Raw genomic sequence first — 25,471 nt, 5'->3', positions numbered from 1 at the left:
ACGCGTGATTAATTATTACTTTAGCTAAATTAAAGTTACAACAATTTCTAATTTTCAGACTAATGTTATATTAATCCTTACACGTTAAAACTTATTCATTCTGAAAACCTTAACTAATAAAAGTAATCTAAACGTACTCTACGAAGACAACCACATTATCGTGGTTAATAAGCGTGTGGGCGACATTGTGCAGGGCGATAAAACCGGCGATAAGCCGCTAAGCGAAGTAGTTAAGGAATATATTAAAGACAAATATAACAAACCGGGCGAGGTATTCCTGGGTGTAGTGCACCGGCTGGACAGGCCTACAACAGGTATAGTGGTTTTTGCCCGCACCAGCAAGGCACTTACCCGGCTTAATGAACTCTTTAAAAACCGTGAAACCCAAAAAACTTACTGGGCCATCGTAAAAAACCGCCCTGAAAAAGACAGTGCCGAACTATTGCATTACCTCAGGCGTAACGAGAAAACCAATACTAGTAAGGCATTCGCCAAAGAAGTACCTGAAAGTAAAATGGCAAGCCTGGATTATAAAGTCCTAAAAGTGCTTAACAACTATACCGCACTCGAAATCAATTTACATACCGGCCGCCACCACCAGATACGTGCGCAGCTTTCAGCGATTGGTTCGCCCATAAAGGGCGACCTTAAATATGGGGCTGACCGCAGTAACCCCGATGGTGGAATATGCTTGCACGCCCGTAAGCTCATGCTCATACACCCGGTTACGAAAGAGGGGATGGAAATAATTGCCCCTGTACCGGATGACCCTTTGTGGAAAAGCGTCTGATTGCCAATATCTAAATAATTCCACCGATTAGGCATAATTATAATGGTATAAAAATTTGTACGAAACCTGATTGCTGTAAGAAACCATTTATCTTTATAAAAACTCTTAAAATATCATAAAATAGTACAATACATTTCACAAAACTATAACAGTATTGATATTCAGTAGGTTATAATATTTACTAATTTTAGTAAAAAACCTACAATATGAAAACAATATTTATTACAAGTGCAATAATGTGTTTTACATCCCTTTATAGCCAGGAGCATTTCGCAGGAATAAGTACATCTAAAAGCAGCACCCTGATAAGCGGCACAATGAACCCCGCCGAATTCGCTAACCTTGCAGATACCTACACCCTTAATATTGTTTCAATAAGCACTTACATGTCTAATAATAAGATTGGGTTTAATGACTTGGTAGGAAGTGACAATTTTGAGGGCGCCATATTTTCCGGTAGTACACCTGCCAGTTTCCGTTTAGACATTGAAGCGCTTGGCCCATCATTTGCATATAAGACAGAGAAATGGGCGTTTGCGGTAACAACCGCGGGAAAAACAAAGGCAAACATTATAAACCTCAATAATGATTTGGGTAATGCCATAGTTAATGGTATAGCACCCGAATCAGTAGAAGTGGCGACTACCGTAGTGGCCGATTATAACCAAAAGGTATCTGCTACAAGCTGGGGCGAACTGGGCTTTAGTGCCGCAAGCGAACTTTTTAACGCAAACGGGCACAAATTAAATGCCGGGCTAACACTTAAGTTATTATTCCCCGGGTCTTATGCCCGCATGAACGCCAGCGATTTTAGCGGCACCCTTGCATACAACAATAATGTGGTTTCACTTACTGATGCATATAGCGAGGTGAGTTTTGCCTACTCCGGCGGATTGGCAGACAATTTTAGCAGGAAACGCAATTTTGCGAATTATTTTGGCAATGGGCCCAGCGGGCTTTCTGCAGATATTGGGGTTAATTATAGCTGGGACGATAACAACGACGGCAAGTACCGCCTTACTGCCGGGGCAGCGTTACGCAACATGGGCAGCATGACCTTTAAGGACAGTAATAACGAAAGTAATAATTATATTATAAATGTACCAGACGGGGAATTCCTGGATCTTAACCAGTTTAAAAATGAAAATGATATAAAAGTAATTGAACAAAAACTGATACAAAGCGGCTTTGCACAGATAGTGCACGAAAATACAGACTTTAAAGTAAAACTCCCTGCAAGCCTTGCCCTGTATGCCGATGTAAATGTATATGCTAACTGGTACCTAACCGCTTATACGCAGCAAAAGCTAAATGCAGACTATGAAGTAAACCAGCTTGCAATACAAAATGTGACCACGATAATACCACGCTATTCAACCGATGCCTTTGAGGTATTCCTGCCGCTTTCCTCTACCGAAATTTCAGGGTTCGCAGCGGGCATAGGCGCACGATACCACGGTTTTTATATAGGCTCCGGTTCATTTATCACTGCTGTGCTGAACAACAGCGATACCCACCAGGCCGACGGTTATATTGGTTTCCGTATCGGGTTTTAAATAAGTGCGTAACTATTTTAATAAATATACTAAAGTCTTTATAAAGTTAATACAACCGCTTGTTTAAATTATTAATTTCCGGCAATAAAACAACATAAATTATGAAATGGTTAGGCAGAAGGCAAAGTGACAATATGGAAGACCGTCGTGGCATGTCCGGCGGTAAGATTGCCGCAGGCGGCGGTGTAATAGGCGTAATTATCCTGCTTATAAATATGTTTTTGGGCGGCGGCGATGTAAGCTCTACAATAAATGATATACAAAACCAAACAGGCACGCAAAGCGAAAATACCGAGCTTACTGCTGAAGATAAAAAACAAGGCGAATTTGTAGCTACGGTGCTTGCAGATACAGAAGATGTGTGGTCTAAAATTTTTTCTGAAAACGGAAAAAACTACGAAGAGCCTAAACTCGTGTTATTTCGCGATGGCGTGCAAACCGCATGTGGTGGTGCGTCGTCGGCATCCGGGCCTTTTTATTGCCCTTCAGACCATAAAGTATATATGGACCTGACCTTTTTTGAGGAACTGCAAAGCCGGTTTGGCGCAAAGGGAGGCGACTTTGCCGTAGCTTATGTTATAGCCCACGAAATAGGCCATCATGTGCAAACCCTTTTAGGCACTTCAGAAAAAGTTAGAAGCCTACAGGCACAGGGCAATGAAACCGAAGCCAACCGCCTGTCGGTAGCGTTGGAGTTGCAAGCCGATTTTTATGCCGGTGTATGGGCTAACCATAATGAAGAAATGAACAATGTACTGGAAGAGGGCGATATTGAAGAGGCCCTTAGCGCTGCCAATGCAGTAGGCGACGATGCAATACAAAAAAAAGCGCAGGGCCGCGTAGTGCCTGATTCTTTTACACATGGCACTTCGGCACAGCGGATGTACTGGTTTAAAAAAGGTTTTGAAACCGGAGATATAAGCCAGGGCGATACATTTAAAGAACTTGAATAAAGATTAATTTTGGCTCTGCATCTGATAATTTCTAATACCTCGTTTATTTTTTCTAAATATATTTAAGGTGGTGTTTTACCAGCAACCGAATTTCTAGTCCCTTATTAACCGCTACATAGTAGTATATCCGCCGGAGCTAATCCGTTTTTGTACCATCCGTGCGGTAATCCCGTGGATAAGTACCGAGAAGAAGATAACTGCCGCAGTAATATCTATAAGTTTTTCCGCGTTTTCAAAATCAGCCTCGTTTAAGGCATACGCAAGGTAAAATATAGACCCAATGCCCCGAATACCATAAAACGACAGCACGAATTTTTGAAACGGCTTTAACCCCGAACCTATATAGGAAAGGTAGCCCGCGGCGGGCCGCACAATGAGTATAAGGCAAAGCGCCGTAAGTAGGGTATATATATCAAACAATACTGCATGGCGCAATGCTATAAAAAAGCCCGTTACAACAAAAATAACCGCTACTACAAAACGTTCCAGCTCTTCATTAAAATCGTGCAGACTGGTTACCTGGGGCTGGTGTTCTTCATAACGGCTGAACATACATGCGGCAAAAAATACCGCTATAAAGCCGTAACCGCCTGCAATTTCGCTCACCGCATACGGCAGCAGCAGTAAGGCTAAAGACAAAATACCCTTGCTCACTTTGCTTAATGTACTGCTGTCGCCACTGCTTAACAGCAACACCAGCTTATAGAGCGCCCAGCCCGTAAAAATGCCCACAGCCACGCCCACAATAATTTTTATAAAAAAGTAGTACAGCAGCCATGAGCCTATCCATTCCTCGTAGTTAAGCCCCTTTTGCGCGGCGTGTATGGCAAGGTACGTAAACGGGAAAGCAAGCCCATCGTTAATACCGGCTTCGGCAGTGAGGCCCAGCTTTATTTGCGAGCGATCTTCTTCGCCGGGTTCAGAGGTTTGCAATTCGCTGGCCAAAACCGGGTCGGTAGGCGATATCAGTGCGCCAAACAGCAGTGCGGTTGCGGGGGCAAAACCCAGTGCCCACCAACCCAAAAATGCCGCTGCCACGATAGTAACGGGCATGGCTATGGCAAGCAGGCGCGCCGCGTGTTTCCAGGTTTTCCATTTAAAGGGCTCTTTTATGCGGAGGCCGGTATTTGCAAGGGCGACGAGAACCACAAATTCGGTTATGTACTCTATGGTGCTCAGGTGCTCTAACGGCTTTATATCTAATGGCAGGGCAGCAAGGTAAGCCAGCCCGCCGATAATCAGGTAAATTATAGGCGCCGAGAGGTATTTTTTGCGCAGCAACACGGGCACTACCGCTGCCAGCAGGGCAATAATGCCCCCGGCCAAAAGTACTAATATGTGAACATCGGTTTTAAAATATCCTGCCATAAGAGCCTGTTAATTTAACTACTTATAAAAGTAGGATGTTTATAGTTAGAATAGAATAAAGTTGTGGATTTTTAAGTGGATTTTAGCATGTGTTGCGACTATAAATATATCTTACTTTACGAATTTATTAGAATTCGCTCCTTAATTCTTCTCAACATTGCCTTTAGCATTCAACATAAATTTTATTCGTAAAATAATTTGCGTATTTTCATGCCCTGTAAAACCACCATATGCTCATAAAAGTTTTCGGAAGCGCCGTGTTTGGCGTAGAGGCTACCACCATAACCGTAGAGGTAAACATAGATAAAGGCATAGGCTACCACCTTGTGGGCCTGCCCGATAACGCCGTTAAAGAAAGCAGCTACCGCATTGCAGCCGCGCTTAAAAACAACGGCTACAGCCTGCCCGGCAAAAAAATAACCATCAACATGGCCCCTGCCGACCTCCGCAAAGAGGGCAGCGCGTATGACCTTACCCTGGCCGTGGGCATACTCGCGGCTTCGGGCCAAATAAAAAGCGACGACGTTGATAAGTACATTATTATGGGGGAACTTTCGCTTGATGGTTCGCTACAGCCCATTCGCGGAGTACTGCCTATTGCCATCAAAGCGAAGGAGGAAGGCTACAAAGGCTTTTTCCTGCCGAAGCAAAACGTAAAGGAAGCCGCAATCGTGTCAGGATTAGACTGTTACGGCCTGGAAAACATCAGCGAAATAATCGACTTTTTTGAAGGCCGCGGCACGCTGGAACCTACCATAGTAAATACCCGCGAGGAATTTTACAAAACGCTCGACTTCCCCGAATTTGACTTTAGCGATGTTAAGGGGCAGGAGTCCATCAAGCGCTGTATGGAGATAGCCGCAGCGGGTGGTCACAACATTATACTGATAGGCCCGCCCGGCGCCGGTAAGACCATGCTTGCCAAGCGACTGCCCAGCATACTGCCACCCATGACACTGCGCGAAGCGCTCGAAACTACCAAGATACACAGCGTGGCAGGCAAGCTTAAGAACGTAGGGCTTATGAACCAGCGGCCATTCCGTAGCCCGCACCACACGATTAGTAACGTCGCGCTTGTAGGCGGAGGCAGCTTTCCACAACCGGGGGAGATAAGCATGGCGCATAACGGCGTACTATTTCTTGATGAATTGCCTGAATTCAAACGCGATGTACTTGAGGTAATGCGACAGCCGCTGGAAGACCGCGAGGTAACCATAAGCCGTGCACGTTTTACCATAACCTACCCGTCAAGCTTTATGCTGGTGGCGAGTATGAACCCCAGCCCCGGCGGCTATTTTAACGACCCCGATGCCCCGGTAAGTTCGTCACCGCACGAAATGCAGCGCTACCTGAGCAAAATATCGGGTCCACTACTGGACCGTATCGACATCCATATAGAGGTTACGCCCGTACCTTTTGAAAAACTTAGCGATACCGGTAAAGCCGAGAGCAGTGTAGAGATACGCAAGCGGGTTACCGCAGCACGCGAACTGCAAACCAAGCGCTTTGATGAATACGACAACATGCACTATAACGCCCAGATGAGCAGCCGCCAGATACGCGAATACTGTAAGCTGGACGATGCTTCGCTGCAATTGCTTAAACTTGCCATGGAACGTCTGAACCTATCGGCCCGCGCGTATGACCGTATACTGAAAGTAGCCCGCACCATAGCCGACCTGGATGCTGTAGAGAATATTGCCCCACAACACATTAGCGAAGCAATACAGTACCGTAGCCTGGACAGGGAAGGGTGGCTTGGGTAATTTAAGATTGTAGATTTCAGATTTGAGCTTCACTCATACCCATTATATCCTGATAAATAGTTAACCCCTTAATTATAAAAAAATGCTAAAACAAGAATTACAAACCCTGTTTGCAGCGATGCCGCAACTGGTTAAAGATAAATTACAACCCGTTATGGAAAACCTGCTGGAACGCGCCGCTGACCTTGATGCTGAAACTGATAAGGGTTCTGAATATTATGAAGATGAATATGAGGATATTATGAAAGAGGTACATAAGGTAAAATACCTTAACGACCAGTGGCAGATATTAAACGCCAGAAATAATAATTAAGATGGGTTTATTTACAGATGTCTTTGAGCGTTCTAAAAAGCACAAAGAAATTATAAGCGTACGGTGCTACAAAGATGATGAGGGTTTCTGGGCAGGCTACGTGCAGGACTATACAGATGATATTATAAGCCTGAAGCACTATACTAAGTATGGTAAGCCCGACGGCGTAATAATCCTGAATATTAGCGATATAAAAAGCATTGATTTTGACGACGATTACTCACGCGCCATGCAGTGCGTTATAGATTATTCGGCTGAAATTGATAAGGAAATGCCGCTGGATGTTGATATACCTACGTCTGAATTATGGCAGTTCAGCCTATTGAAATATGCCGAAAACAATAAGGAACTGGTAGCCAAAGTTGAAATAAACAACGGTGACCTTTATTCTGGTTTTGTAGAACAGGTAAGTGAAGACGATGTTATACTGCACTTTGTGGGTAACCTTGGCGAAAGCGAGGGCAGGGGCATATACCGCATTGAAGATATAACGGCAGTGCGCCTTAACGATGTTGAAAGCCGTAAAAGGCTGATGCTTTTTAAGTGGCGCCAGGCAAAGCTATAGTATTCATTCCAGTTACTTAAACGCGTCGTTTTGGATTATAAAAACCTTCTTAAATCAGAATGTATTGTGTAGGAGCGCTACCTGTAAAAGGATATGTAGTTTTATCCTTCGCACATTTTTTGATTGCCTTGTCGCCCACGGCATTTGGCAGCACTAAGAGCCTCGATTAGCGAGGTCTTTCAATTGATATAAATCTATATGGCGAAAGCAATATTGCATTGCCTATATTTGTATATAACCTCATCTTATGGATAATAACATCCTCGTAATAATAGGCGGCGATGCGGCCGGTATGTCGGCCGCATCAAAAGTAAGGCGCGTACAGCCTGATAAACAAATAATCGTATTTGAAAAATCAGGCTATACCTCCTACTCCGCCTGTGGAATCCCCTACTTTATCTCGGGGCTCATAGCCACTTCTGACGAACTCATTGCCCGCAGCCCAGAGGAATTCCGCACCAAATATAACATCGATGTGCGTACCCAGCATTTGGTACTACAGGTAGACACCGAAAATAAACGGATTCGCGTGCTGGATAAAATCAAAGACACAGAATTTTGGCAGCCTTACGGCCAATTGCTCATTACCACGGGCGGGAAACCTTACTGCCCAAAAGATATAGCTGGCTACAATGCCCAAAATGTTTTTGGCGTAAGCACCCTGAAAAGCGGCATTAACATCGAGAATTTTATCCGTAACAATAACCCTAAAAACGCTGTGATTATCGGGGGTGGCTACATAGGTCTCGAAATGGCCGAAGCATTGCTTATACGCAATATAGGCGTAACCATAATAAACCGCAGCGCCCAGTTGATGAACACCCTTGACCCCGATATGGGTCAAATCGTAACCGAGGCCGTACGTAACCTGGGCGCAAAAGTGTATTTAAATGAAACCCTTAAAGCGTTTGAAATACAGGAAAATGCGGTTACCCACGTTATCACCGATAAGCAATCACTGCCTGCTGATATGGTAATTTTCGGGATGGGGTCGTCGCCCAATACGGCGTTCCTGGCGGGCTCGGGTATTGCACTGGGTGTACGCAATGCCATAAAAGTAAACGCACAGATGCAAACCAATGTGCCTGATGTTTGGGCAGCCGGCGACTGTACCGAAACGCTGAACCTGGTAAGTAAAAAACATTTCTATATTGCTATGGGTACGGTAGCCAATAAAACCGGCGTGGTGGCAGGTAGCAGCATTGCAGGTGAGGCTGCCACGTTTCCCGGGGCAGTGGGCACAGCGGTATGCAAAGTATGCAGCTATGAGGTAGCCCGCAGCGGACTGCAGGAAAAAGAACTTAGTAAACTGGGTATAGAATATGTTGCCACAATAATAGACAGTACAACACGGGCCGGTTACTACCCCGACAGTAAAAAAATAGTGGTAAAGTTGCTTGCCGAAAAAAACAGCGGCAGGCTTTTGGGCGGCCAGATTATAGGTGAAGAAGGTGCCGCTAAGCGTATTGATGTTTTGGCAACAGCCGTAACACACAACCTTACGTTGCAACACCTTATCGATATGGATTTGTCATACGCCCCACCATTCTCACCCGTGTGGGATCCGGTGCAAACCTGCGCAAGAAAATTAGTGAAGTTGATATAATTTTCTTTATTTTTGGGAAATCAAAATTTAAAAATTAACCAAACCAATGAAAAAGTCTATCCTTTCGGCGGCGCTATTGCTGTCGCTTAACTGTGCCTTTGCCCAAACCGTTTTACCCGATTTTAGCAAATACCCCATAACAAATAGTAAACAGGCTACCGACGCGAATCAAAATGCACTTCAAACTGCCGAATATTTGTTAACGAACCCAATAGACAAGAACAAAGTCGACAGGGCAACCGCAGCAGGGTACCTGATGCGTTGGATGGAAGAAAGCCCCGATTTTACTTTTAGTTTCGACGCCCATTTTGGTCCGGTTAGTAAAGAAGTAGAGGTAAGTGCTATTTATATTGCATCAATGGCGAAGTATCAGATTGAAAACAAAAAGAAGTTGCTTACTGCCGATGAATCGGCCCAGGTTTGGGAAAACTTTGCAAAATACATGGCTAACCCTGCCAACAACGTCCAGCCGAAAGGCACCGTTAAAAAACTGGTAGACGCCTATAAAGAAGGAAAGCTCAAGGAGTATTTAGCCAAACAATAGGTATAAAAAAACGCTGCAAGTTGCAGCGTTTTTTTATATTTAGTGCTTATTTCTTTTTGTATAATGCTACGTTTTGCTCTAGCCATGTAAGATATTCCTCCTTATTGGGAGTATAGCCCACAGGCGCTGGCGCATCGGTCTGCTCTTTACCGTCACTACCAACAAAGGCGTAGTAAGGTTGCGAATTTGTTTTATACTTACTTATCTGTAAGTCGCTCCATTTATTGCCTATAGTTTTTATATCCTTACCGGTAGTGTTACTTGTGTACTGCTCACTTTCCGGCAGCTCTTTTTTATAATCTACATATAACGATACCAGCACTACATCATTTTTAAGAATGGAAAGTATGCGTGGGTCAATCCATACATTATCTTCCATCTTACGGCAGTTTACACACGCATATCCGGTAAAATCTACCATCAGCGGCTTTCCTGTTTTAGCCGCATACGCCAGGCCCTTATCATAATCTTCAAACGCTACAATACCATGAGGCCCATTGTGAGCGCCTTCCGGTAAAACAATTGAGGCATCACCGGCACCGGCATTTCCGCCAAAACCGTTCGGGCTTTCACTATACGTTGGCGACGGTGGGAAACCGCTAATTAACGAAAGCGGTGCTCCCCATAAACCAGGTATAAGGTACACTGTAAACGACAATACCAAAAGTCCAAGTAATAACCTGCCTACTGATATGAACCCGCCGGGTGTATCGTGCGGCAACGTTATTTTACCGAACATATATAAAGCAAGTGCGCCAAATACAGCAATCCATATGGCGAGGAATGTTTCTCTTTCTAAAAGGTGAAGTTGCAACACAAGATCGGCATTGCTTAAAAATTTGAAAGCAAAAGCAAGTTCAAGGAAACCCAGGAACACCTTAACCGTATTGAGCCATCCGCCTGATTTTGGCAGGCTGTTTAGCCAGCCGGGGAACATGGCAAACAGCATAAACGGCAAGGCCAGTGCAAGCGAAAAGCCAAACATCCCTATTACAGGAGCTATGCCGCCTTTTGAAGCAGCTTCTACCAATAGTGTACCTACTATAGGCCCGGTGCAGGAAAACGAAACTATGGCAAGTGCAAGCGCCATAAAAAATATACCTATTATACCACCCCTATCGGCCTGTTGGTCTATTTTATTAGCCCATGAGTTGGGCAGCATTATCTCAAACGCGCCAAGAAACGAGCAGGCAAAAACAATCAATAGCACAAAAAATATAAGGTTAAATGTTACATTAGTAGATAACGCGTTAAGCGAATCAGCACCGAAAATAGCGGTTACTAACGAACCCAATAGTACATATATCACTATTATTGAAACCCCGTATATAATGGCATTTCTTACGCCTGCAGCCTTTGTTTTACTTTGCTTGGTAAAAAAGCTCACCGTCATAGGGATCATGGGGAATACACACGGTGTAAGCAAGGCTGTAAAACCTGAGAAAAATGCTATAAGAAAAATGGCTAGCAGGCCTTTATCTTCTTCTTTTTTTTCTGTTTTTACAACATCAGCTACCCCTGCTTTACTCGCTTTCGCTGTGTCCGCAACTACAGTATCGGCAATGGGAGCCACAGTTGTAGCTGTATCCTGAGCAGTAGTTGCCGCTTCCGGTTCATACCCTGCTACAGCAATAGCCTTAGGCGCAGCAATCTTTTCAAAGCGGTTTACTTCTTTAACAGTACCTTTACCAAGGTCAAACTGAAACAGCTTGGTGTCTTGTATGCATACCTCTTTACACACCTGGTATTCAAAGGTTACCTGTACAATTTTATTAGAATTATCTTTCAATTTTACCATTTGGGTAAGCTGGGCCTTTTCCTTCCAAAAGGTTTCTGTTACACCAAAAACATCGTTAAAGGCCTGCTCGGTCTTACTTTCTTTGGTTTTGCCTATAAGTTCATAGTTGTTTTTTGCATTATTAAAGGTAACCAGCATAGGTATGGCCCCGTTTTCATCGCTAAATTGGGAATACATGTGCCACTCTGCCTCTATAGTAGCATTAAACGTGAGCAGGTATTCGGTAGCCGACTTTTTTTCGGCTTTGGCCGTCCATTTTACAGGCTGCTTTGTCTGGGCATTCGCCAAAAAAGCTACTAGTAAAAGAAATACAAAAACAAGTTTTTTCATTTTATAAAACTTCAATTTTTAAAATTTGTGTTGTTTGCGGTGTCGCGGCAAAGCGTTCGTCGGCACGGTGGCCAATGATCCAGACAATGTCTTCTCCGGAGCAAAGTAACCAGGTCTGTTCCTTGTCTGCCAACGAGAATTTTTCATCTTTAAAGAACTTTGAAACCTTCTTTTTATTGCCTTGCATGCCCTTCGGACAAAAGTAATCACCATCCCGCCATCTACGAACAAATAACGGGAATTTTATTACGGCTTTATTAACAAAAATTACATTTTTTGTGTCGATATCGCCTTTTTTTGCCACATTTTGCAGACATAACCCTATCGGAATAGTAGTTTTTTCAGTATTCTCGGGAATTTCATATATCGAAGTATCGCTATCTGTTATAGGTTCCAGCATCAGGGTTTCGCGATCCTTTAATAACCTATACGCATCTGTAAGCACCCTTTTACCTGACTGCGCATGTACTAAACCATAAATATCATCCCAGGCGGTAAACCCAAGCGGAGAAAGCCATTGATACAAATAGGCCTCATAGTTAGGCAGGCGCAGCAATTGGTTAAGATTAATAATTTTTCGGTTGTCAAATTCGGTAACTACCTGTTGGTATACAAGCACCGTGGCATCAGCAACTAAAGTTTGCGCCTGCTGCAAATGCTGTAGCGTGTTTGTAAACGAACCAGAGAACGAAGGGTTAAGCTCTTTTAACAATGGCAGCACATGGTGACGCAATTTATTACGCAGGTATTTATCCGATGCGTTGCTGCTGTCTTCCCGCCATTCTATATTATTTTCTTCGGCGTAGGCTTCAATTTCACTGCGCGAAAAAGGTAGTAGCGGGCGCACTATTTTTCCATTTTGCTTAGGGATGCCGGTAAGCCCTTCAAGCCCGGTGCCGCGTGTAAAATTTATCAGAAATGTTTCTGCAGAATCGTCAAGGTGGTGTGCTGTTATGAGGTAATCAAGTTTGTGCGCTGTAAGCAATTCTTCAAACCAGGCGTAGCGCAACTGCCGCGCCGCTATTTGAATGGATACTTTAGTATCGGTAGCTAAAGCATTTGTATCAAAATGAGTTACAAAAACATGTATTTCATTATCAGACGCATATTGCCTTACGAAATTCTCATCACCATCGCTCTCCTTACCTCTTAACCCAAAGTTGCAATGTGCAAGGTAAATATCATGGCCAAGTATCTTTAATAAGTGCACCAAAACCATGCTGTCGATACCGCCACTAACGGCAAGCAGGAGTTTTTTTCCGTGGAGAAAGTTTAGATTTTTGTCAATATGTTTTGTCAGTCCTGAAAGCATAGAGACAAAAGTAAGCAATAAACGTGATTATAAATACAACTTACTGACAAGTGGCATTCGTCATGGCAGCTTCTAAAACCTGCCGCATCGCCCTTGCTTTAAGCAGGCATTCTTCATATTCATTTTCAGGAATAGCTTCAGCCGTTATAGCGCTCCCCACCGAAAACGAAACATACTTTTTCTGTTCATTATAGAGTATACTACGTATTACCACATTAAAATCGAAGTCGCCGTACGGTGTAAAATAGCCCACTGCGCCGCTGTAAAGTCCGCGTTTGGTTTCTTCCAGCTTCTCAATGATTTGCATGGCTGATATTTTAGGCGCACCTGTCATGCTTCCCATTGGGAACGTGGTTTTGAGTATATCTTCAGGCCACACATCGTTGCCAACTTCTGCTACCACGGTCGAAATCAGGTGGTGTACCTGCTTAAAGGTATAGGGTACGCAAAGCTCCTCTACCCTCACACTGCCTTTTTCGGCAGTATGGCTCAGGTCATTACGCACCAGGTCTACAATCATTATGTTTTCAGAACGCTCTTTTTCATTGGCTGCAAGGGCTAATTTTATCGCCTCGTCTTCTGCCAAATTACTGCTACGTCGTGCCGTACCTTTTATAGGCTGGGAGATTACCCTGTCCCCCTCCTTCTTCAAATAACGCTCCGGCGAGGCCGATAGTAAATAATGCTTATAATTTTTAAGGAATACCGCAAACGGCGGCTCACTTACAGCATTCAGTTTATTGTAGGTTTCAAGCGGATCTATGATAGCATCTTCGGCATAAAACTCCATGCATAAATTGGCCTCATAAATATCACCCCTGTGTATGTGCGCCAGCATTTGGTCTGCTTTATCAATGTAGGATTCTTTTGATATACGGGCATTAATGGTCGTCAGTTGTTGGTTGTTGGTTGCCGGCGGCAATTCATTTGTAATTCCTAATTCGTAATTCCTAATTTCTTCAATATCCCCCTCCATCTCATCATCACACATTGCCAGGTAGCGCAGTTCAAGTACATCACCGTTAAGCAGGAATATTTTTTTAGGCTGGAAAAAGAACAAATCGGCAAAACCCAGTCCGTCAAAGTTATTTGACGTTAAGGCTTCGGTATCGTTTTTAAGGTCGTATGCCATGTAACCAAAAATCCAGTCAGCCGTGGTTTTACGGTACATGGCAAGGTCTTCAAACGCCTTGTGGTAGTCGGTAATTATAGAAGTAAATGCATCTACGGCCAGTATAGCATCATATTCGGCATATTTGCGGTGGTAGTTGTTAGAATCAAAAAATAGCACCTCGCGGTACTGCTGTGCCCAGGCAAGCAGCTGCTGTTTTGTAAGGGTTGCATCGGGTTCAGTATATTGTAATATAGTTCTCAAGTATCAGGTGCTGTAAGCGGCAAATTTACTAAAAACCATAACAAAAAAAGCGGAAACGTTGCTGTTTCCGCCGCTAAAAAAGAAGGTGTCTTTTTTATTTTGTCTTACCTATTACAGGGTTAACCCTTACGTAGGCTTTGTTGTCAAAAGAAATTTGATAAGACGATGGGAATATTTTGCTGGGTAAATAGTAATCGGTAGTAATTATTTGAGCGCCGGATTTTTTTGCGGCTTCAAAATGCGAGTAGTCATTAGCCCTTGCCTGCTTAGTATCGGCATCGGCACGGGTGCGGATGATATAGCCCTTTTTAACCAGTCCAGGTATGGTAGTATCCTCGGGGTTGTTACGGAAAAGTGCTGCGGCCTCCGGTGTACCAGGTTCGGCGTTTATAAACACTATGCGCCCTTTTAACGAGGGGTGGCCTTCTTTATACACATCGCGCTTTTTGCCGCTGTTATCCAGTATAAACATAAACTTGCCGCGCGCATCCTTTAGTTTAGGCCAATTTCCTTTAAGTACGGCGGCTTCAAGGGTTTTATAGTTGCCGCGCACCATGTCTGGTGTAATAAGTTTATCGGCACCCAGTCCATTGATGATAGCCCTGTCTACATCGTCAAATACCTTTGATGTAAACTCTTCCTCGGTAGTGCCAAAATGGCCGTCGCCATCCTTAGGCTCCAGCGTTATGAAAACAGGCTCGTGCGTGGGATGCTGGTCACTCCACTTTTTAAGGGCGGCAAGCAGCCCGTCAAAAGTGCTGTACCAGGTACGGAAGTCGATATCCAGCATATGGAATACCTTAAAGCCTGGTTTATCCATTGCGCCATCTGTATTATACGGTTCGGTAGGTGCAGCCATTTCAAGGCCTTTAGGGTGGGCATAGCGCCCACCCCTGGTATCGGCATGTATGTCTATCTCCAGGTTTCGCAGTCCCATATCAAGCTGTTTTGTTATTTCAATATGCTCATATTGCAGCCCGCTAAGGTCGCGGCCGGTATCAAGCGCCTGCACGGCATCATATAGCTGTGGCTCTATAGCCTTGCGGTAGCTGTTGTGTGAACCTATTACTTGTATCTGATTCATAGGCTGGTTATCGTCCTGAGCAAAAACCGTGGTACCATATAATGCAATGCAGTAAATAAAGGTTGTTTTAAAAATTGATTTCATATACCCGTGTTAGTTTGTAGTTAGGGTTACAAAACTATTCTTCCTGTTTTAAAAACGCGTGAGGTAAACGCAAACAAAACGACAGCATAACTTTATTAAAATGTAAACACAAATACTGTTATGCCTGCATAGTAAACGTTGTAGTTGTAAATATAACCTGTGTTAGTAAACGTGGAATTAATTTAAAAGTAACCTTTAGGAAAAAGGCCGCGGTAAGATAATGCTCAATTTTGCAGCTAATATTTTAAGCACTCCTCCACGGTGCTTTAGGTACTAAAACTAAAATATGCATAACACCTAAATAAACGAATTACTGCCCATGAAATAAACCATTGTCGCTAAAAAAACTACTAAAAAAACAAAAGCCGCAGCTCTGGAACAGCTACGGCCGGAGTAAATAAGCCATCATTAACACAATAACTTAAACCCATGTATTTAAAAACTACTTTTTTAAATCTAAAAAGTTGCATACTGCTTGTACCTGCGATATTTTCGCTCCAACGTAGTTACGCAAACGATGATGTAAATGTAAATAATAATTATTTAACAACTACATTACTAAGATATGAATATTTTCAGCAAACCGTTAGCGGTACTGTAACCGATGCTGCCGGTTTACCCCTTCCCGGTGCCACAGTATTAGACAGGGCTGCCAATAAAAGCACTGTAACTGACATTGATGGTAAATTCCAGATTGAGGCCCCCCAGGGAGCCACCCTTGAAATTACCTATGTAGGGTATAAAACCCAAACCGTAACCGTATCGGGCAGCAGCTTAACTATCAGCCTTACAGAAGACAGCAGCGAACTACAGGAAGTGGTACTTATAGGCTATGGTAACCAGAGTAAAAAAGATGTAACGGGTGCAGTAACCCAGCTAAGCAGCAACCAGTTTCGCCAGGGTGTAAACATTTCTGCCGACAACCTGCTACAAGGTAAGGTTGCCGGTGTGCGCGTAGTGCCTACCAGCGGCGAGCCGGGCGCGGGCATAAATGTAAGTATCCGTGGTATAGGCTCTATCCGTAGTGGCAGTACACCGCTTTTTGTGGTAGACGGCGTGCCGCTAAGTAACGACGATGCCAGTCCTCAGGGCCCTAACGTAGGTCTTGGGTCGCAGTCGGCAAAAAACCCGCTAAACTTTTTAAATACTAGCGACATTGAGTCTATAACCGTGCTTAAAGATGCGTCTGCCGCAGCCATATATGGTGCACGTGGTAGTAATGGCGTGGTAATAATAACTACTAAAAAAGGCGCTACAGGCAAGGCAAGTTTTACGGTAGATTCTTATATGGGCTTTGCCAGCGTAGCCAATAAGATAGATGTACTAAGCGCCGGAGAATACCGCAGCGCGCTTGCAGAAACCGGGGGAAACACGGCTTACGACCATGGCGGCAACACCGACTGGCAGGATGTAATATACCGGACAGCCGTTACTGAAAATAACTCGTTTTCCTTTTCAAAAGCTACCGATAGCGGTAACTACTTTGTATCGCTTTCGCAAATGAACCAGGATGGTGTGGTAGAGAAAAGCAACTTTAAGCGTACCACCGGCAGGATTAATGCTGCCGAATCGTTTCTTGATAGCAAGCGCCTGAGGATTAAGGTAAACCTTACTGCCAGCGAAACTAAAGATACCGGTGTACCGATAGGTGATGACGGCGGAAGCGATGGCCAGCTTATTATACACACGCTGATGGCGAACCCAACCCAGCCTGTATTTGACGAAAACGGCGACTATACTAATTTTAATATGAACGCCCACTATAACCCTGCCTACCTGCTTAGCATTTTTAATGACGAAACACGTACCACAAGGATACTGGGTAATGCAGAAACATCGTTTCGCATTATAAACGGGCTGGACTATAAGCTTAACCTGGGTATAGACCGTTCTATGTCTGAAAGGAATACCACAGTATACCCTAACCTTACAGACCGTAGCCGCGAAGGCCGCTACATACAAGGTAATATGGAAAACAAAAACTCGCTTATAGAGCATTACCTTACCTATACTACTACCTTTGGATCGCATAAAATAGATGCGCTTGCCGGTTTCTCTTACCAAAAGTTTGAACGTAGTGGCACAAGCTATACCATGATGAGCCTTAGCGGAAACCAGAACACAGGGATAGACCCTGCAAACAATCCTGCTTTTTTTGGTTCGCAAGCCAATGTAAGCGGCTATGCACAGGTTAATGAACTGCAATCGTACTTTGGCAGGGTTAACTATACCTTTGCAGACAAGTACCTGTTTACGGCTTCGCTAAGGGCAGATGGTTCTACACGTTTTGGTGAGAACAACAAGTATGGTTACTTCCCGTCGTTTGCGGCGGGCTGGAACTTAAGCCAGGAAAGCTTCCTGCAGCAAAGTACCGTGGTTGATAATCTTAAGCTGCGTGTAAGCTGGGGACAAACGGGTAACCAGGAAGTACAAAACAAAATTACACAAGCCAGTTATGCATTGTTGCCCGGTGAAGGCTATTACCTTTATGACGACCTGGAACTTGTAAACGGTGTATATGTGGCACGTACACCAAACCCCGATCTTAAGTGGGAAGTGGTAACCCAGTATAATATAGGTACTGATTTTAACCTGTGGGGCGACAAACTGTATGGTACATTAGATTATTTTAATAAAACCACTACCGATGCTATACTTAATATACCTTCACCTCCTTTAAGCCCTACCCCTACCGTATGGAGAAATGTAGGGGGAAAGATAGTAAACACTGGAGTGGAGCTAATGCTTGGTTCAAAAATTATTGACACCCAGGATTTTTCATGGTCTGTAGATGCTAACGGCGCTACGCTACACAATGAAATACAGGACCTTCCGGTAAGCGAAATACTTTCAGGAGCGGTGTCAGGCCCGGGCCAGAGCGGTGTATTAGCAAATATTTATAAAAGCGGCTACTCCGCCGGATCATTCTACCTGCGCAGGTTTGCAGGCTTTGATGAAGACGGCTTACCTACTTATGAAGATACCAATGGCGATGGTGTTAGCGATAATAACGACCGCCAGATTATTGAAAGTGCCCTGCCTAAGCTAAGCTATGGCATCAATACAAATCTTCGCTATAAGGCTTTCGACCTATCGCTTTCATTCATTGGCCAGAGTGGTGGCTACCTGCTTAATAATACAGGCCTAAACGCGTTAAACATTAACAACCTGGCATCTGACAGGAACGTTGCTACCAATTATTATGAGAGCGGTGCTAATCCTTCGGTGGCCCCGGTGGTATCTACACTATACCTTGAGAGTTCTGATTTCCTTCGCCTTAACAGTGCACGCATAGGCTATACCTTTAAGCACCCTGGCCTAAACTGGTTAGACAGCCTTAATATTTATGCCACAGGTACTAACCTGTTTACCATTACCCCTTACACGGGTTACGACCCGCTTATTAACAGCCCTAAGTCAAGCGGCGGTAACCAGAGTATCGGTATAGACTATGGCGCTTATCCTACAACAAGAACATTTATTTTAGGTGCAACCTTAAAATTATAACGACTATGAAACTGAAAAAAATTACAACCCGATTTTTTACCACTGCAATCGCTGCACTGGCGCTGGCAGGATGTACATCGCTTGATGAAGAAGTACTTGACGAAAAGCTGGGCGACGATGCCTCAAGCCCCGCAGGTGCCCTGGCAGCTGCTTACGACCGCCTGGGCGACGGCACCTTTACCAGCATAGGCGGTGTATTTGCTATGCAGGAAATGGCCAGCGATATAGCCCTGCTGCCTACACGTGGCTCTGACTGGGGCGACGGCGGAAAATGGCGTGCCATGCACGAATTTACCTGGGCTCCTGATAATGCCGTGGTTACTGATAACTGGAACAGGCTTAATGACGGTATAACACGTTCGTTAACTGCGGTTGCTTCCATCAGCAGCAGTACTGATGCTGATTTGCCACAAAAAACAATACTTCTTGCAGAGGCAAAAGGGCTTCTTGATTTTTACCTGTACCATACCCTCGACCTTTTTGGCCAGGCTCCTTACCGCGACCCACTTGACCTTAATGCGCCAGTACAGGCACTACAAGCAGGCGAAGCCATTGACAACCTTATACTTGATGTTGAGGCGCTAATACCAAACCTTGCCGATATGGGAAGTAACAACACACACCACGGCAGGTTTACAAAACAGGCGGCTTATGCATTACTATCGTCTATGTATCTTAACCGCGCAGTATTTAAAGACCGTTATAACGCAAGTTCTGCATTTAACTTTACCGAAGCAGCCGTTAGCGGCAACGGTACGGATATGGACAGGGTAATATACTATACCAGCCTGCTTATAGACAGTGGTATGTACCAGCTTTCAAGCAACTATTTTGAGAGCTTTGATATTGCCAATACAAACGCCCCTGAACTTATTTTTGCCATTTCGCAAAAAATAGACGGCGTGCATAACGGAAGCAATGACCTGGCTTACAACTCAATGGAGCGTAACCAAAGGTGCTCGCCTATAAACAGGGGTACTAACGCATCGTGCATTACGCCGGAGTTTTATGCCATGTGGGACGGAAACCATACTGACCCCCGTTTTAACCGCAAATACCAGTATGCCGATGGTACCTGGTTTATGAATGACGGTACTGATACAAGCGTACCGGCTACCAGCATTGTTCCTAATTCCAGTCCTCAGCAGCCCTGGTTTCATTTTAACAGGGGTTTGCAGGAAGGTCAGCAGTACGGGCCGAAGCTAATTACAGGCCCGGCGTTTGAAATGGACGGTAACCGTATTAAAGTTTCCGCACTTGTGTGCGAAAAGAGTACGAGTACACCGATGAACTTTACACCGGAACTTAATTTTGATATCCCGTCGCAATCTGTTTTTTCACAAAACCAGATAAACCGTGGCGTACGTTGCTTTAAATATGAGTTTGATACAGGTAGTGGCAACGGTGCAAGTAATGTTGATATAGCATTGTACCGTTTAGGTGGCATCTATACCATGAGGGCTGAAGCCTACATGCGCAAAGGCGACGCCGCGTCTGCGCTGGCAGATATTAACCTGCTTCGTACAAGCCGCACCCGCGAGTCGCTTTACGGCAATGCGCCGGGTACACCTATTGCAAGTATCACTATGGACATACTGTACAGGGAAATAGCATTAGAAATGTATTGGGAGATGTGGAGAAGGCCGCAAATGGTGCGTTTCGGCAAGCTTGAGGCGGCACTTCCGGGTTCTGCCAAGCCTGCTACGCAACCATTCAGGAGGGTATTCCCTATACCGCAGCAAACTATGGACGTATCTGACCTGTTTACCCAAAATCAGGGGTATGCAGACTAACATAAAGTTTGTTACATAAAATAAATGGCTGCCTCAAAAGGGTGGCCATTTTTAGTATCATAAGTAACGATACCCCAAATAGTTAGCAATTACCCTACAAACTCTATATTCTTACCATATTACTAAAAATCAGTATATTACAATAAAAATACTTTAGGTAAAATTAGGTATTAGCTGTATTTATTATAAAATTTGCAATTAATATACTACAGTTTGGAAAGCGCCTTACTTATTTTCGCAGGCTTTATAATAGGCACATTCGGCACCCTTATCGGCGCAGGCGGCGGTTTTATATTAGTACCCCTGCTGCTCATCTTTTATCCTATGCTTGGCCCTGAGCTTACCACAGCCATATCTATAGCAGTGGTAGCCATAAATGCTGTTTCCGGTACTGTGGCTTATGCTAAGGTGGGGCGTATAGATTATAAGGCAGGAATTACATTTGCGGTCTTCACAATACCTGGCTCTATATTAGGGGTTTACACCGTAAAATATATACCTCGGGAAGCCTTTAATATGCTATTCGGTTTACTTTTAATTGGATTGTCGGTATTCCTGTTTTTTAAAAACAATAAAGGTACTTCCTTAAAAAAGCCCATTTCATTAAAAAAAGGCACCAGGACACATATACTTACCGATACTTCGGGTGTGTCATATACCTACTCATACAGCGAGTGGCTGGGTAATGTGATTAGTGTAGTTGTAGGATATATTTCTCCCCTGTTGGGTATAGGGGGCGGCATCATACACGTGCCAGCCATGGTAAACTGGTTAAAATTTCCCGTACATGTGGCTACCGCTACCTCACACTTTATACTTGCTGTAATGGCAACGGTTAGCGTGCTTACACATGCCTATAACGGTACGTACGACACTCCGCAAACCCTGCACATGATTTTATTGCTGGCCATGGGTGTAGTTCCCGGTGCACAACTGGGCGCTTACTTTTCGCATAGGCTAAAAAGCCATGTAATATTACGGGGTCTAGCAGGATGCCTGGTTATTGTAGGAGTAAGGATATTGATGAGTTAGCCTTTTTATCAAGTTTTATTTAAAAAAAAAAACGGGCCTATTTACATTCCACTTTATCAAGCACCTGCTCGCTGGTTTTGTTTTTATCCTTATACTGCCAGATGCCGTTTTTGCCTTCTGCCATTTCTCCATATTTAATAGCGACTGCACTATCGGTAAGTGTAAATATGACTTCCTCATTATACACCATCCCTTCGGCATGGCTATTAGCAATTACAGTACCCGTAGTGCCTGACAGGGTGCCTTTGTAGTTAGCGATTTTTTTATCCTTTTCCTGTGGCTTCCAGTGAAAAATGCCCCATATACTGTCGCCCTCCCGCCTGTCGATTGTAAATATAATACTGTCGCGAATGGTTTTACCGCCTCCATAATCTGCTTTACCTTCAGTAACCTGTAAAAAACATTGCTTTCCGGTTATTACTGCAGGTTGTGGTGTGGTTTCTTCCACTGTTGCCTCTTCGGTTAGGCTATCGGTGGTTTTATCTTTACAGCCTGCCAGCATCAACGCTGTACAGGCTAAAGCTAAAATTCCTGTTTTCATAGTATTATTTTTAGTTATTACCATTAAAAGTACTTCTTTAGAAACAAAAAAAGAACCCTTTTAAGGGTTCTTTAGGTATTATCTTATAAATCGTGAAACGATATTAATCTTCATCGTCTTCTTCATCGTCGTCATCAGGGTAATCACGGTCAATATCCCTGTCCTCATCGTCATCCTCATCATCTGTATCGTCGTCGTCATCGGTACCGGCTACCGTTTCCTTTTTAGGCGTATCGTCATCATCGTCGTCATCATCGCCCATTTCAAGGTCTTTTAATGCATCCAGGTCATCTGCCGGCTCATCAATCTCGTCGTCGTCAAAATTCTCAATCCTGTCAGCAAGCTTGGTGCTTACCTTAACCAGGTAGATTGTGTCTTCGGTCCTAACTTCAACTGCCTCAATGGTTTCATTTTTAGCATTTTTAAAGCGTACAATGTTAGAATCGTCGTATCCGTCAGGAAACTTTTCAACCAGTAAGGTCAAAATTTCATTAGTAAGCTTGGCGTAATCAACAATAACTCTCTTCATGGTTTATTATAAATCTAATAGGTAGGCAAATATAAGCGGTGCAACAATAGTGGCATCACTTTCTATAATAAATTTTGGTGTGTTTATATCTAATTTCCCCCATGTAATTTTCTCGTTAGGCACCGCCCCTGAGTAGGAACCATAACTTGTGGTAGAATCAGATATCTGGCAGAAATAGCTCCAGAACGGCACATCGTGCATTTCCATATCCTGATACAGCATTGGCACTACGCAAATAGGAAAATCACCGGCTATACCTCCGCCTATCTGGAAGAAGCCTATGCCATTGCTGCTGTTTTTAGTATAATAATCAGCAAGGTATGCCATATACTCAATACCGCTTTTTACCGTACTGGCCTTAAGCTCACCCTTAATAACGTAAGAAGCAAAAATGTTACCCATAGTGCTGTCTTCCCATCCCGGTACGATAATAGGCAGGTTAGCTTCGGCAGCGGCATACATCCAGCTGTCTTTAAGGTCTATTTCATAATATTCTTCAAGCACGCCGCTCAACAACATTTTGTACATAAACTCGTGCGGAAAATAGCGTTCACCTTTATCATCGGCATCCTTCCATATTTTGTAAATGTGCTTTTGCAGGCGGCGAAACGCTTCATGCTCCGGTATACAGGTATCTGTAACACGGTTAAGGCCACGCTCCAGTAAATCCCATTCCTGCTGCGGTGTAAGGTCCCTGTAGTTTGGTACCCTTTCATAATGGCTGTGCGCCACCAGGTTCATAATATCCTCTTCAAGGTTAGCGCCGGTACATGATATTATCTGTACTTTATCTTTGCGTATCATCTCCGCGAAGATCTTACCCAATTCTGCGGTACTCATAGCACCGGCAAGGGTAACCATCATCTTGGCCCCGTCCTGCAGTTGCTTTTCATACGCTTTTGCCGCATCTACAAGCGCTGCCGAATTAAAATGCAGGTAGTACTTTTCGATAAACTGGCTTATTGGTCCTTTAGTCATCTGTTTATGTAGTTTTTTCTGTTTTTACGGTTTCAATCTCTTTTTCAGCCACATCGTAGCCTAATATTTTAAGCACATCATCGGCAGTCTGTTCCGGCGAAAACACCTCAGTAGCCAATATACCATTTTTGTCCCTGTCTATAAGTATGTGCTTGGGCTGTGGTATAAGGCAGTGGTGCAGCCCTCCGTAGCCCCCTATAGTCTCCTGGTAGGCGCCGGTATTAAAGAAGCCTATATAAAGGGGCTTATCTTTATTGTACTTAGGCAGGTATATGGCGTTTAAGTTTTGTTCAGAGTTATAATAATCATCGCTGTCGCAGGTCATGCCACCTAGTAACACACGCTCATACTGGTCGTTCCATCGGTTTATGGCAAGCATTATAAAGCGCTTGTTTATGGCCCAGGTATCCGGCAGCGTGGTAATAAAAGACGAATCGATCATGTTCCAGGCCTCCCTGTCATTTTGCTGCTTTTGGTACAAAACCTGGTAAATGGCACCGGCGCTCTCCCCCACTGTAAATGAACCAAATTCTGTAAAAATGTTTGGTACATCTACCTCTGCATCTTCACATGCGATTTTTATCTGGTTGATGATTTCATCAATCATGTACTGGTAATCGTATTCAAAATGCAGCGAGTTCTTTATAGGGAAACCGCCGCCTATATTTAGGCTGTCCAGCGTTGGGCATTCTTTTTTAAGGTTTACATATACCTTTAAACACTTGGCAAGCTCGTTCCAGTAATACGACGTATCGCGAATACCGGTATTGATAAAGAAATGCAGCATTTTAAGCTCCAGGTTCTTGTTTTCCTGTATCTGCTTGCGGTAAAACGGAACGATGTTCTTGTAACCAATGCCCAGCCTTGAGGTATAAAACTCAAATTTAGGCTCTTCCTCGCTTGCAATACGTATGCCTATGCTAAACTTGCCTTTTATCTCTTCCTGTAGCAGGTCGAGCTCCTCATAGTTATCAATTATGGGTATGGTCTTATTGTGGCCGGTGTTTATAAGCCTGGCAATATTAGTAATGTACTGCCCACGCTTAAAGCCGTTACACAGTATGTATGTATTTTTATTTATTTTACCTGTTTTAAGCAGGTTCTCTACAATATTAACATCAAAGGCTGCAGAGGTTTCTACATGTATGTTGTTTTTAAAAGCCTCATTCATTATGTATTCAAAATGAGAACTCTTGGTACAATAGCAGTAATAATACTTACCATCATATTTGTTTTTTTCCATCGCGTTACGAAACCAGTCTTTCGCCTTACGGATGTTGTTTGAAATCTGTGGCAGGTAGGTAAACTTAAGCGGTGTGCCATATTGCTCTACCAGCTTCATCAAATCGATATTATGAAATTGCAGCTGATGCTCTTTATTAAGGGTAAACTCTTCCTGCGGGAAATAGAACGTTTGATTTATAAGGTCAAAATATTTGGTATTCATCTTGTTATGTTTGTGTAAAAGAGTATAAAAATAAGAAAAGCCTACGATTGTACCCTATTTTCAAACCCTCAAGTTAGCATACCTTATTTGTAACTTTTCGCGGTTACCAGATAAATTATATAGCACTGCCGATAAGAGCTGACCTGCAAGGTTACGCATTGCCATAAAGGCCGCCATAACGGTAAAATTTACGGTGCTTC

At 43.7% G+C, this 25,471-nt stretch carries 20 protein-coding genes; 11 read left to right on the top strand and 9 right to left on the bottom strand.

Going from position 1 to position 25,471, the window contains the following annotated elements; genetic code table 11:
• The first annotated feature begins 100 nt into the window (after positions 1-100).
• The 3 genes from ACLI09_RS09425 to ACLI09_RS09415 all read left to right on the top strand — a co-directional run bounded on the left by ACLI09_RS09425 (position 101) and on the right by ACLI09_RS09415 (position 3,299).
• A complete protein-coding gene (locus tag ACLI09_RS09425; RefSeq protein ID WP_411419376.1) occupies positions 101-790 on the top strand; it encodes an RluA family pseudouridine synthase in 690 nt (229 codons plus the stop codon).
• A 206-nt stretch (positions 791-996) separates the two neighbouring features.
• Positions 997-2,346, top strand: a complete 1,350-nt coding sequence (locus tag ACLI09_RS09420; protein WP_411419358.1) for a hypothetical protein — start codon at positions 997-999, stop codon at positions 2,344-2,346.
• Between the two features lie 101 nt (positions 2,347-2,447).
• Positions 2,448-3,299 carry a neutral zinc metallopeptidase gene (locus tag ACLI09_RS09415; protein ID WP_411419357.1) on the top strand — a complete coding sequence of 284 codons (852 nt, stop codon included), beginning with the start codon at positions 2,448-2,450 and terminating at the stop codon, positions 3,297-3,299.
• Between the two features lie 111 nt (positions 3,300-3,410).
• On the opposite strand, the gene ACLI09_RS09410 is transcribed toward ACLI09_RS09415, so the two are convergent.
• The gene (locus ACLI09_RS09410) at positions 3,411-4,667 is read right to left on the bottom strand and encodes a cation:proton antiporter (RefSeq protein ID WP_411419356.1); all 1,257 of its coding nucleotides are present in this window, start codon (positions 4,665-4,667) and stop codon (positions 3,411-3,413) included.
• 230 nt (positions 4,668-4,897) lie between these two features.
• On the opposite strand from ACLI09_RS09410, the gene ACLI09_RS09405 reads away from it, so the two are divergent.
• From ACLI09_RS09405 to ACLI09_RS09385, 5 genes are all read left to right on the top strand, one after another.
• Positions 4,898-6,433, top strand: coding sequence for a YifB family Mg chelatase-like AAA ATPase (locus tag ACLI09_RS09405; protein WP_411419355.1), 1,536 nt, complete (start codon positions 4,898-4,900; stop codon positions 6,431-6,433).
• 82 nt (positions 6,434-6,515) lie between these two features.
• Positions 6,516-6,746: a hypothetical protein gene (locus ACLI09_RS09400; RefSeq protein WP_411419354.1), complete on the top strand. Its 231-nt coding sequence runs from the start codon at positions 6,516-6,518 to the stop codon at positions 6,744-6,746.
• A gap of 1 nt (position 6,747) precedes the next feature.
• Positions 6,748-7,311, top strand: coding sequence for a hypothetical protein (locus ACLI09_RS09395; RefSeq protein ID WP_411419353.1), 564 nt, complete (start codon positions 6,748-6,750; stop codon positions 7,309-7,311).
• Between the two features lie 247 nt (positions 7,312-7,558).
• On the top strand, positions 7,559-8,917 hold the full coding sequence (locus ACLI09_RS09390; protein WP_411419352.1) for an FAD-dependent oxidoreductase: 1,359 nt from the start codon (positions 7,559-7,561) through the stop codon (positions 8,915-8,917).
• 46 nt (positions 8,918-8,963) lie between these two features.
• Complete coding sequence (locus ACLI09_RS09385) at positions 8,964-9,461, top strand: hypothetical protein (RefSeq protein ID WP_411419351.1); 498 nt, start codon at positions 8,964-8,966, stop codon at positions 9,459-9,461.
• A gap of 46 nt (positions 9,462-9,507) precedes the next feature.
• Here ACLI09_RS09385 and ACLI09_RS09380 read toward each other — a convergent pair whose 3' ends face one another.
• The 4 genes from ACLI09_RS09380 to ACLI09_RS09365 form a co-directional block, all read right to left on the bottom strand.
• A complete protein-coding gene (locus ACLI09_RS09380; RefSeq protein ID WP_411419350.1) occupies positions 9,508-11,589 on the bottom strand; it encodes a protein-disulfide reductase DsbD family protein in 2,082 nt (693 codons plus the stop codon).
• A gap of 1 nt (position 11,590) precedes the next feature.
• Complete coding sequence (tilS, locus tag ACLI09_RS09375) at positions 11,591-12,901, bottom strand: tRNA lysidine(34) synthetase TilS (protein ID WP_411419349.1); 1,311 nt, start codon at positions 12,899-12,901, stop codon at positions 11,591-11,593.
• A 40-nt stretch (positions 12,902-12,941) separates the two neighbouring features.
• Entirely contained in the window at positions 12,942-14,276 is a 1,335-nt protein-coding gene (locus ACLI09_RS09370; protein WP_411419348.1) for an anthranilate synthase component I family protein, read from the bottom strand.
• Positions 14,277-14,370: 94 nt separating this feature from the next.
• On the bottom strand, positions 14,371-15,444 hold the full coding sequence (locus ACLI09_RS09365) for a phosphatidylinositol-specific phospholipase C1-like protein (protein WP_411419347.1): 1,074 nt from the start codon (positions 15,442-15,444) through the stop codon (positions 14,371-14,373).
• 429 nt (positions 15,445-15,873) lie between these two features.
• On the opposite strand from ACLI09_RS09365, the gene ACLI09_RS09360 reads away from it, so the two are divergent.
• The 3 genes from ACLI09_RS09360 (at position 15,874) to ACLI09_RS09350 (ending at position 21,776) form a co-directional block, all read left to right on the top strand.
• Complete coding sequence (locus ACLI09_RS09360) at positions 15,874-18,951, top strand: SusC/RagA family TonB-linked outer membrane protein (protein WP_411419346.1); 3,078 nt, start codon at positions 15,874-15,876, stop codon at positions 18,949-18,951.
• A 5-nt stretch (positions 18,952-18,956) separates the two neighbouring features.
• Entirely contained in the window at positions 18,957-20,744 is a 1,788-nt protein-coding gene (locus ACLI09_RS09355) for a RagB/SusD family nutrient uptake outer membrane protein (RefSeq protein ID WP_411419345.1), read from the top strand.
• A 213-nt stretch (positions 20,745-20,957) separates the two neighbouring features.
• Complete coding sequence (locus ACLI09_RS09350) at positions 20,958-21,776, top strand: sulfite exporter TauE/SafE family protein (RefSeq protein WP_411419344.1); 819 nt, start codon at positions 20,958-20,960, stop codon at positions 21,774-21,776.
• A 37-nt stretch (positions 21,777-21,813) separates the two neighbouring features.
• Here the strand turns inward: ACLI09_RS09350 and ACLI09_RS09345 are convergent, their stop codons facing one another.
• The 4 genes from ACLI09_RS09345 to ACLI09_RS09330 form a co-directional block, all read right to left on the bottom strand.
• Complete coding sequence (locus ACLI09_RS09345; RefSeq protein ID WP_411419343.1) at positions 21,814-22,317, bottom strand: hypothetical protein; 504 nt, start codon at positions 22,315-22,317, stop codon at positions 21,814-21,816.
• Between the two features lie 103 nt (positions 22,318-22,420).
• Positions 22,421-22,846: a DNA primase gene (locus ACLI09_RS09340; protein WP_411419342.1), complete on the bottom strand. Its 426-nt coding sequence runs from the start codon at positions 22,844-22,846 to the stop codon at positions 22,421-22,423.
• 6 nt (positions 22,847-22,852) lie between these two features.
• Positions 22,853-23,824: a deoxyhypusine synthase family protein gene (locus ACLI09_RS09335; protein WP_411419341.1), complete on the bottom strand. Its 972-nt coding sequence runs from the start codon at positions 23,822-23,824 to the stop codon at positions 22,853-22,855.
• A 4-nt stretch (positions 23,825-23,828) separates the two neighbouring features.
• Positions 23,829-25,271 (bottom strand): arginine decarboxylase, encoded by a 1,443-nt coding sequence (locus ACLI09_RS09330; RefSeq protein ID WP_411419340.1) that lies wholly within the window; start codon positions 25,269-25,271, stop codon positions 23,829-23,831.
• Positions 25,272-25,471: the final 200 nt, after the last annotated feature.

It is taken from the genome of Flavobacterium sp. RHBU_24 (assembly GCF_046613695.1).
Classification (GTDB): Bacteria; Bacteroidota; Bacteroidia; order Flavobacteriales; family Flavobacteriaceae; genus Flavobacterium.
The sequence above is the reverse complement of the archived record's forward strand: the minus strand, read 5'-3'. Positions and strand labels throughout refer to the sequence as shown.

Coding starts and splice junctions, on each gene's coding strand:
- ACLI09_RS09415 (WP_411419357.1), top strand. CDS start 2,448: ATGAAATGGTTAGGCAGAAGGCAAAGTGACAATATGGAAGACCGTCGT.
- ACLI09_RS09365 (WP_411419347.1), bottom strand. CDS start 15,444: ATGAAATCAATTTTTAAAACAACCTTTATTTACTGCATTGCATTATAT.
- ACLI09_RS09335 (WP_411419341.1), bottom strand. CDS start 23,824: ATGACTAAAGGACCAATAAGCCAGTTTATCGAAAAGTACTACCTGCAT.
- tilS (WP_411419349.1), bottom strand. CDS start 12,901: ATGCTTTCAGGACTGACAAAACATATTGACAAAAATCTAAACTTTCTC.
- ACLI09_RS09340 (WP_411419342.1), bottom strand. CDS start 22,846: ATGAAGAGAGTTATTGTTGATTACGCCAAGCTTACTAATGAAATTTTG.
- ACLI09_RS09360 (WP_411419346.1), top strand. CDS start 15,874: ATGTATTTAAAAACTACTTTTTTAAATCTAAAAAGTTGCATACTGCTT.
- ACLI09_RS09400 (WP_411419354.1), top strand. CDS start 6,516: ATGCTAAAACAAGAATTACAAACCCTGTTTGCAGCGATGCCGCAACTG.
- ACLI09_RS09410 (WP_411419356.1), bottom strand. CDS start 4,667: ATGGCAGGATATTTTAAAACCGATGTTCACATATTAGTACTTTTGGCC.
- ACLI09_RS09385 (WP_411419351.1), top strand. CDS start 8,964: ATGAAAAAGTCTATCCTTTCGGCGGCGCTATTGCTGTCGCTTAACTGT.
- ACLI09_RS09380 (WP_411419350.1), bottom strand. CDS start 11,589: ATGAAAAAACTTGTTTTTGTATTTCTTTTACTAGTAGCTTTTTTGGCG.
- ACLI09_RS09405 (WP_411419355.1), top strand. CDS start 4,898: ATGCTCATAAAAGTTTTCGGAAGCGCCGTGTTTGGCGTAGAGGCTACC.
- ACLI09_RS09330 (WP_411419340.1), bottom strand. CDS start 25,271: ATGAATACCAAATATTTTGACCTTATAAATCAAACGTTCTATTTCCCG.
- ACLI09_RS09420 (WP_411419358.1), top strand. CDS start 997: ATGAAAACAATATTTATTACAAGTGCAATAATGTGTTTTACATCCCTT.
- ACLI09_RS09345 (WP_411419343.1), bottom strand. CDS start 22,317: ATGAAAACAGGAATTTTAGCTTTAGCCTGTACAGCGTTGATGCTGGCA.
- ACLI09_RS09355 (WP_411419345.1), top strand. CDS start 18,957: ATGAAACTGAAAAAAATTACAACCCGATTTTTTACCACTGCAATCGCT.
- ACLI09_RS09390 (WP_411419352.1), top strand. CDS start 7,559: ATGGATAATAACATCCTCGTAATAATAGGCGGCGATGCGGCCGGTATG.
- ACLI09_RS09395 (WP_411419353.1), top strand. CDS start 6,748: ATGGGTTTATTTACAGATGTCTTTGAGCGTTCTAAAAAGCACAAAGAA.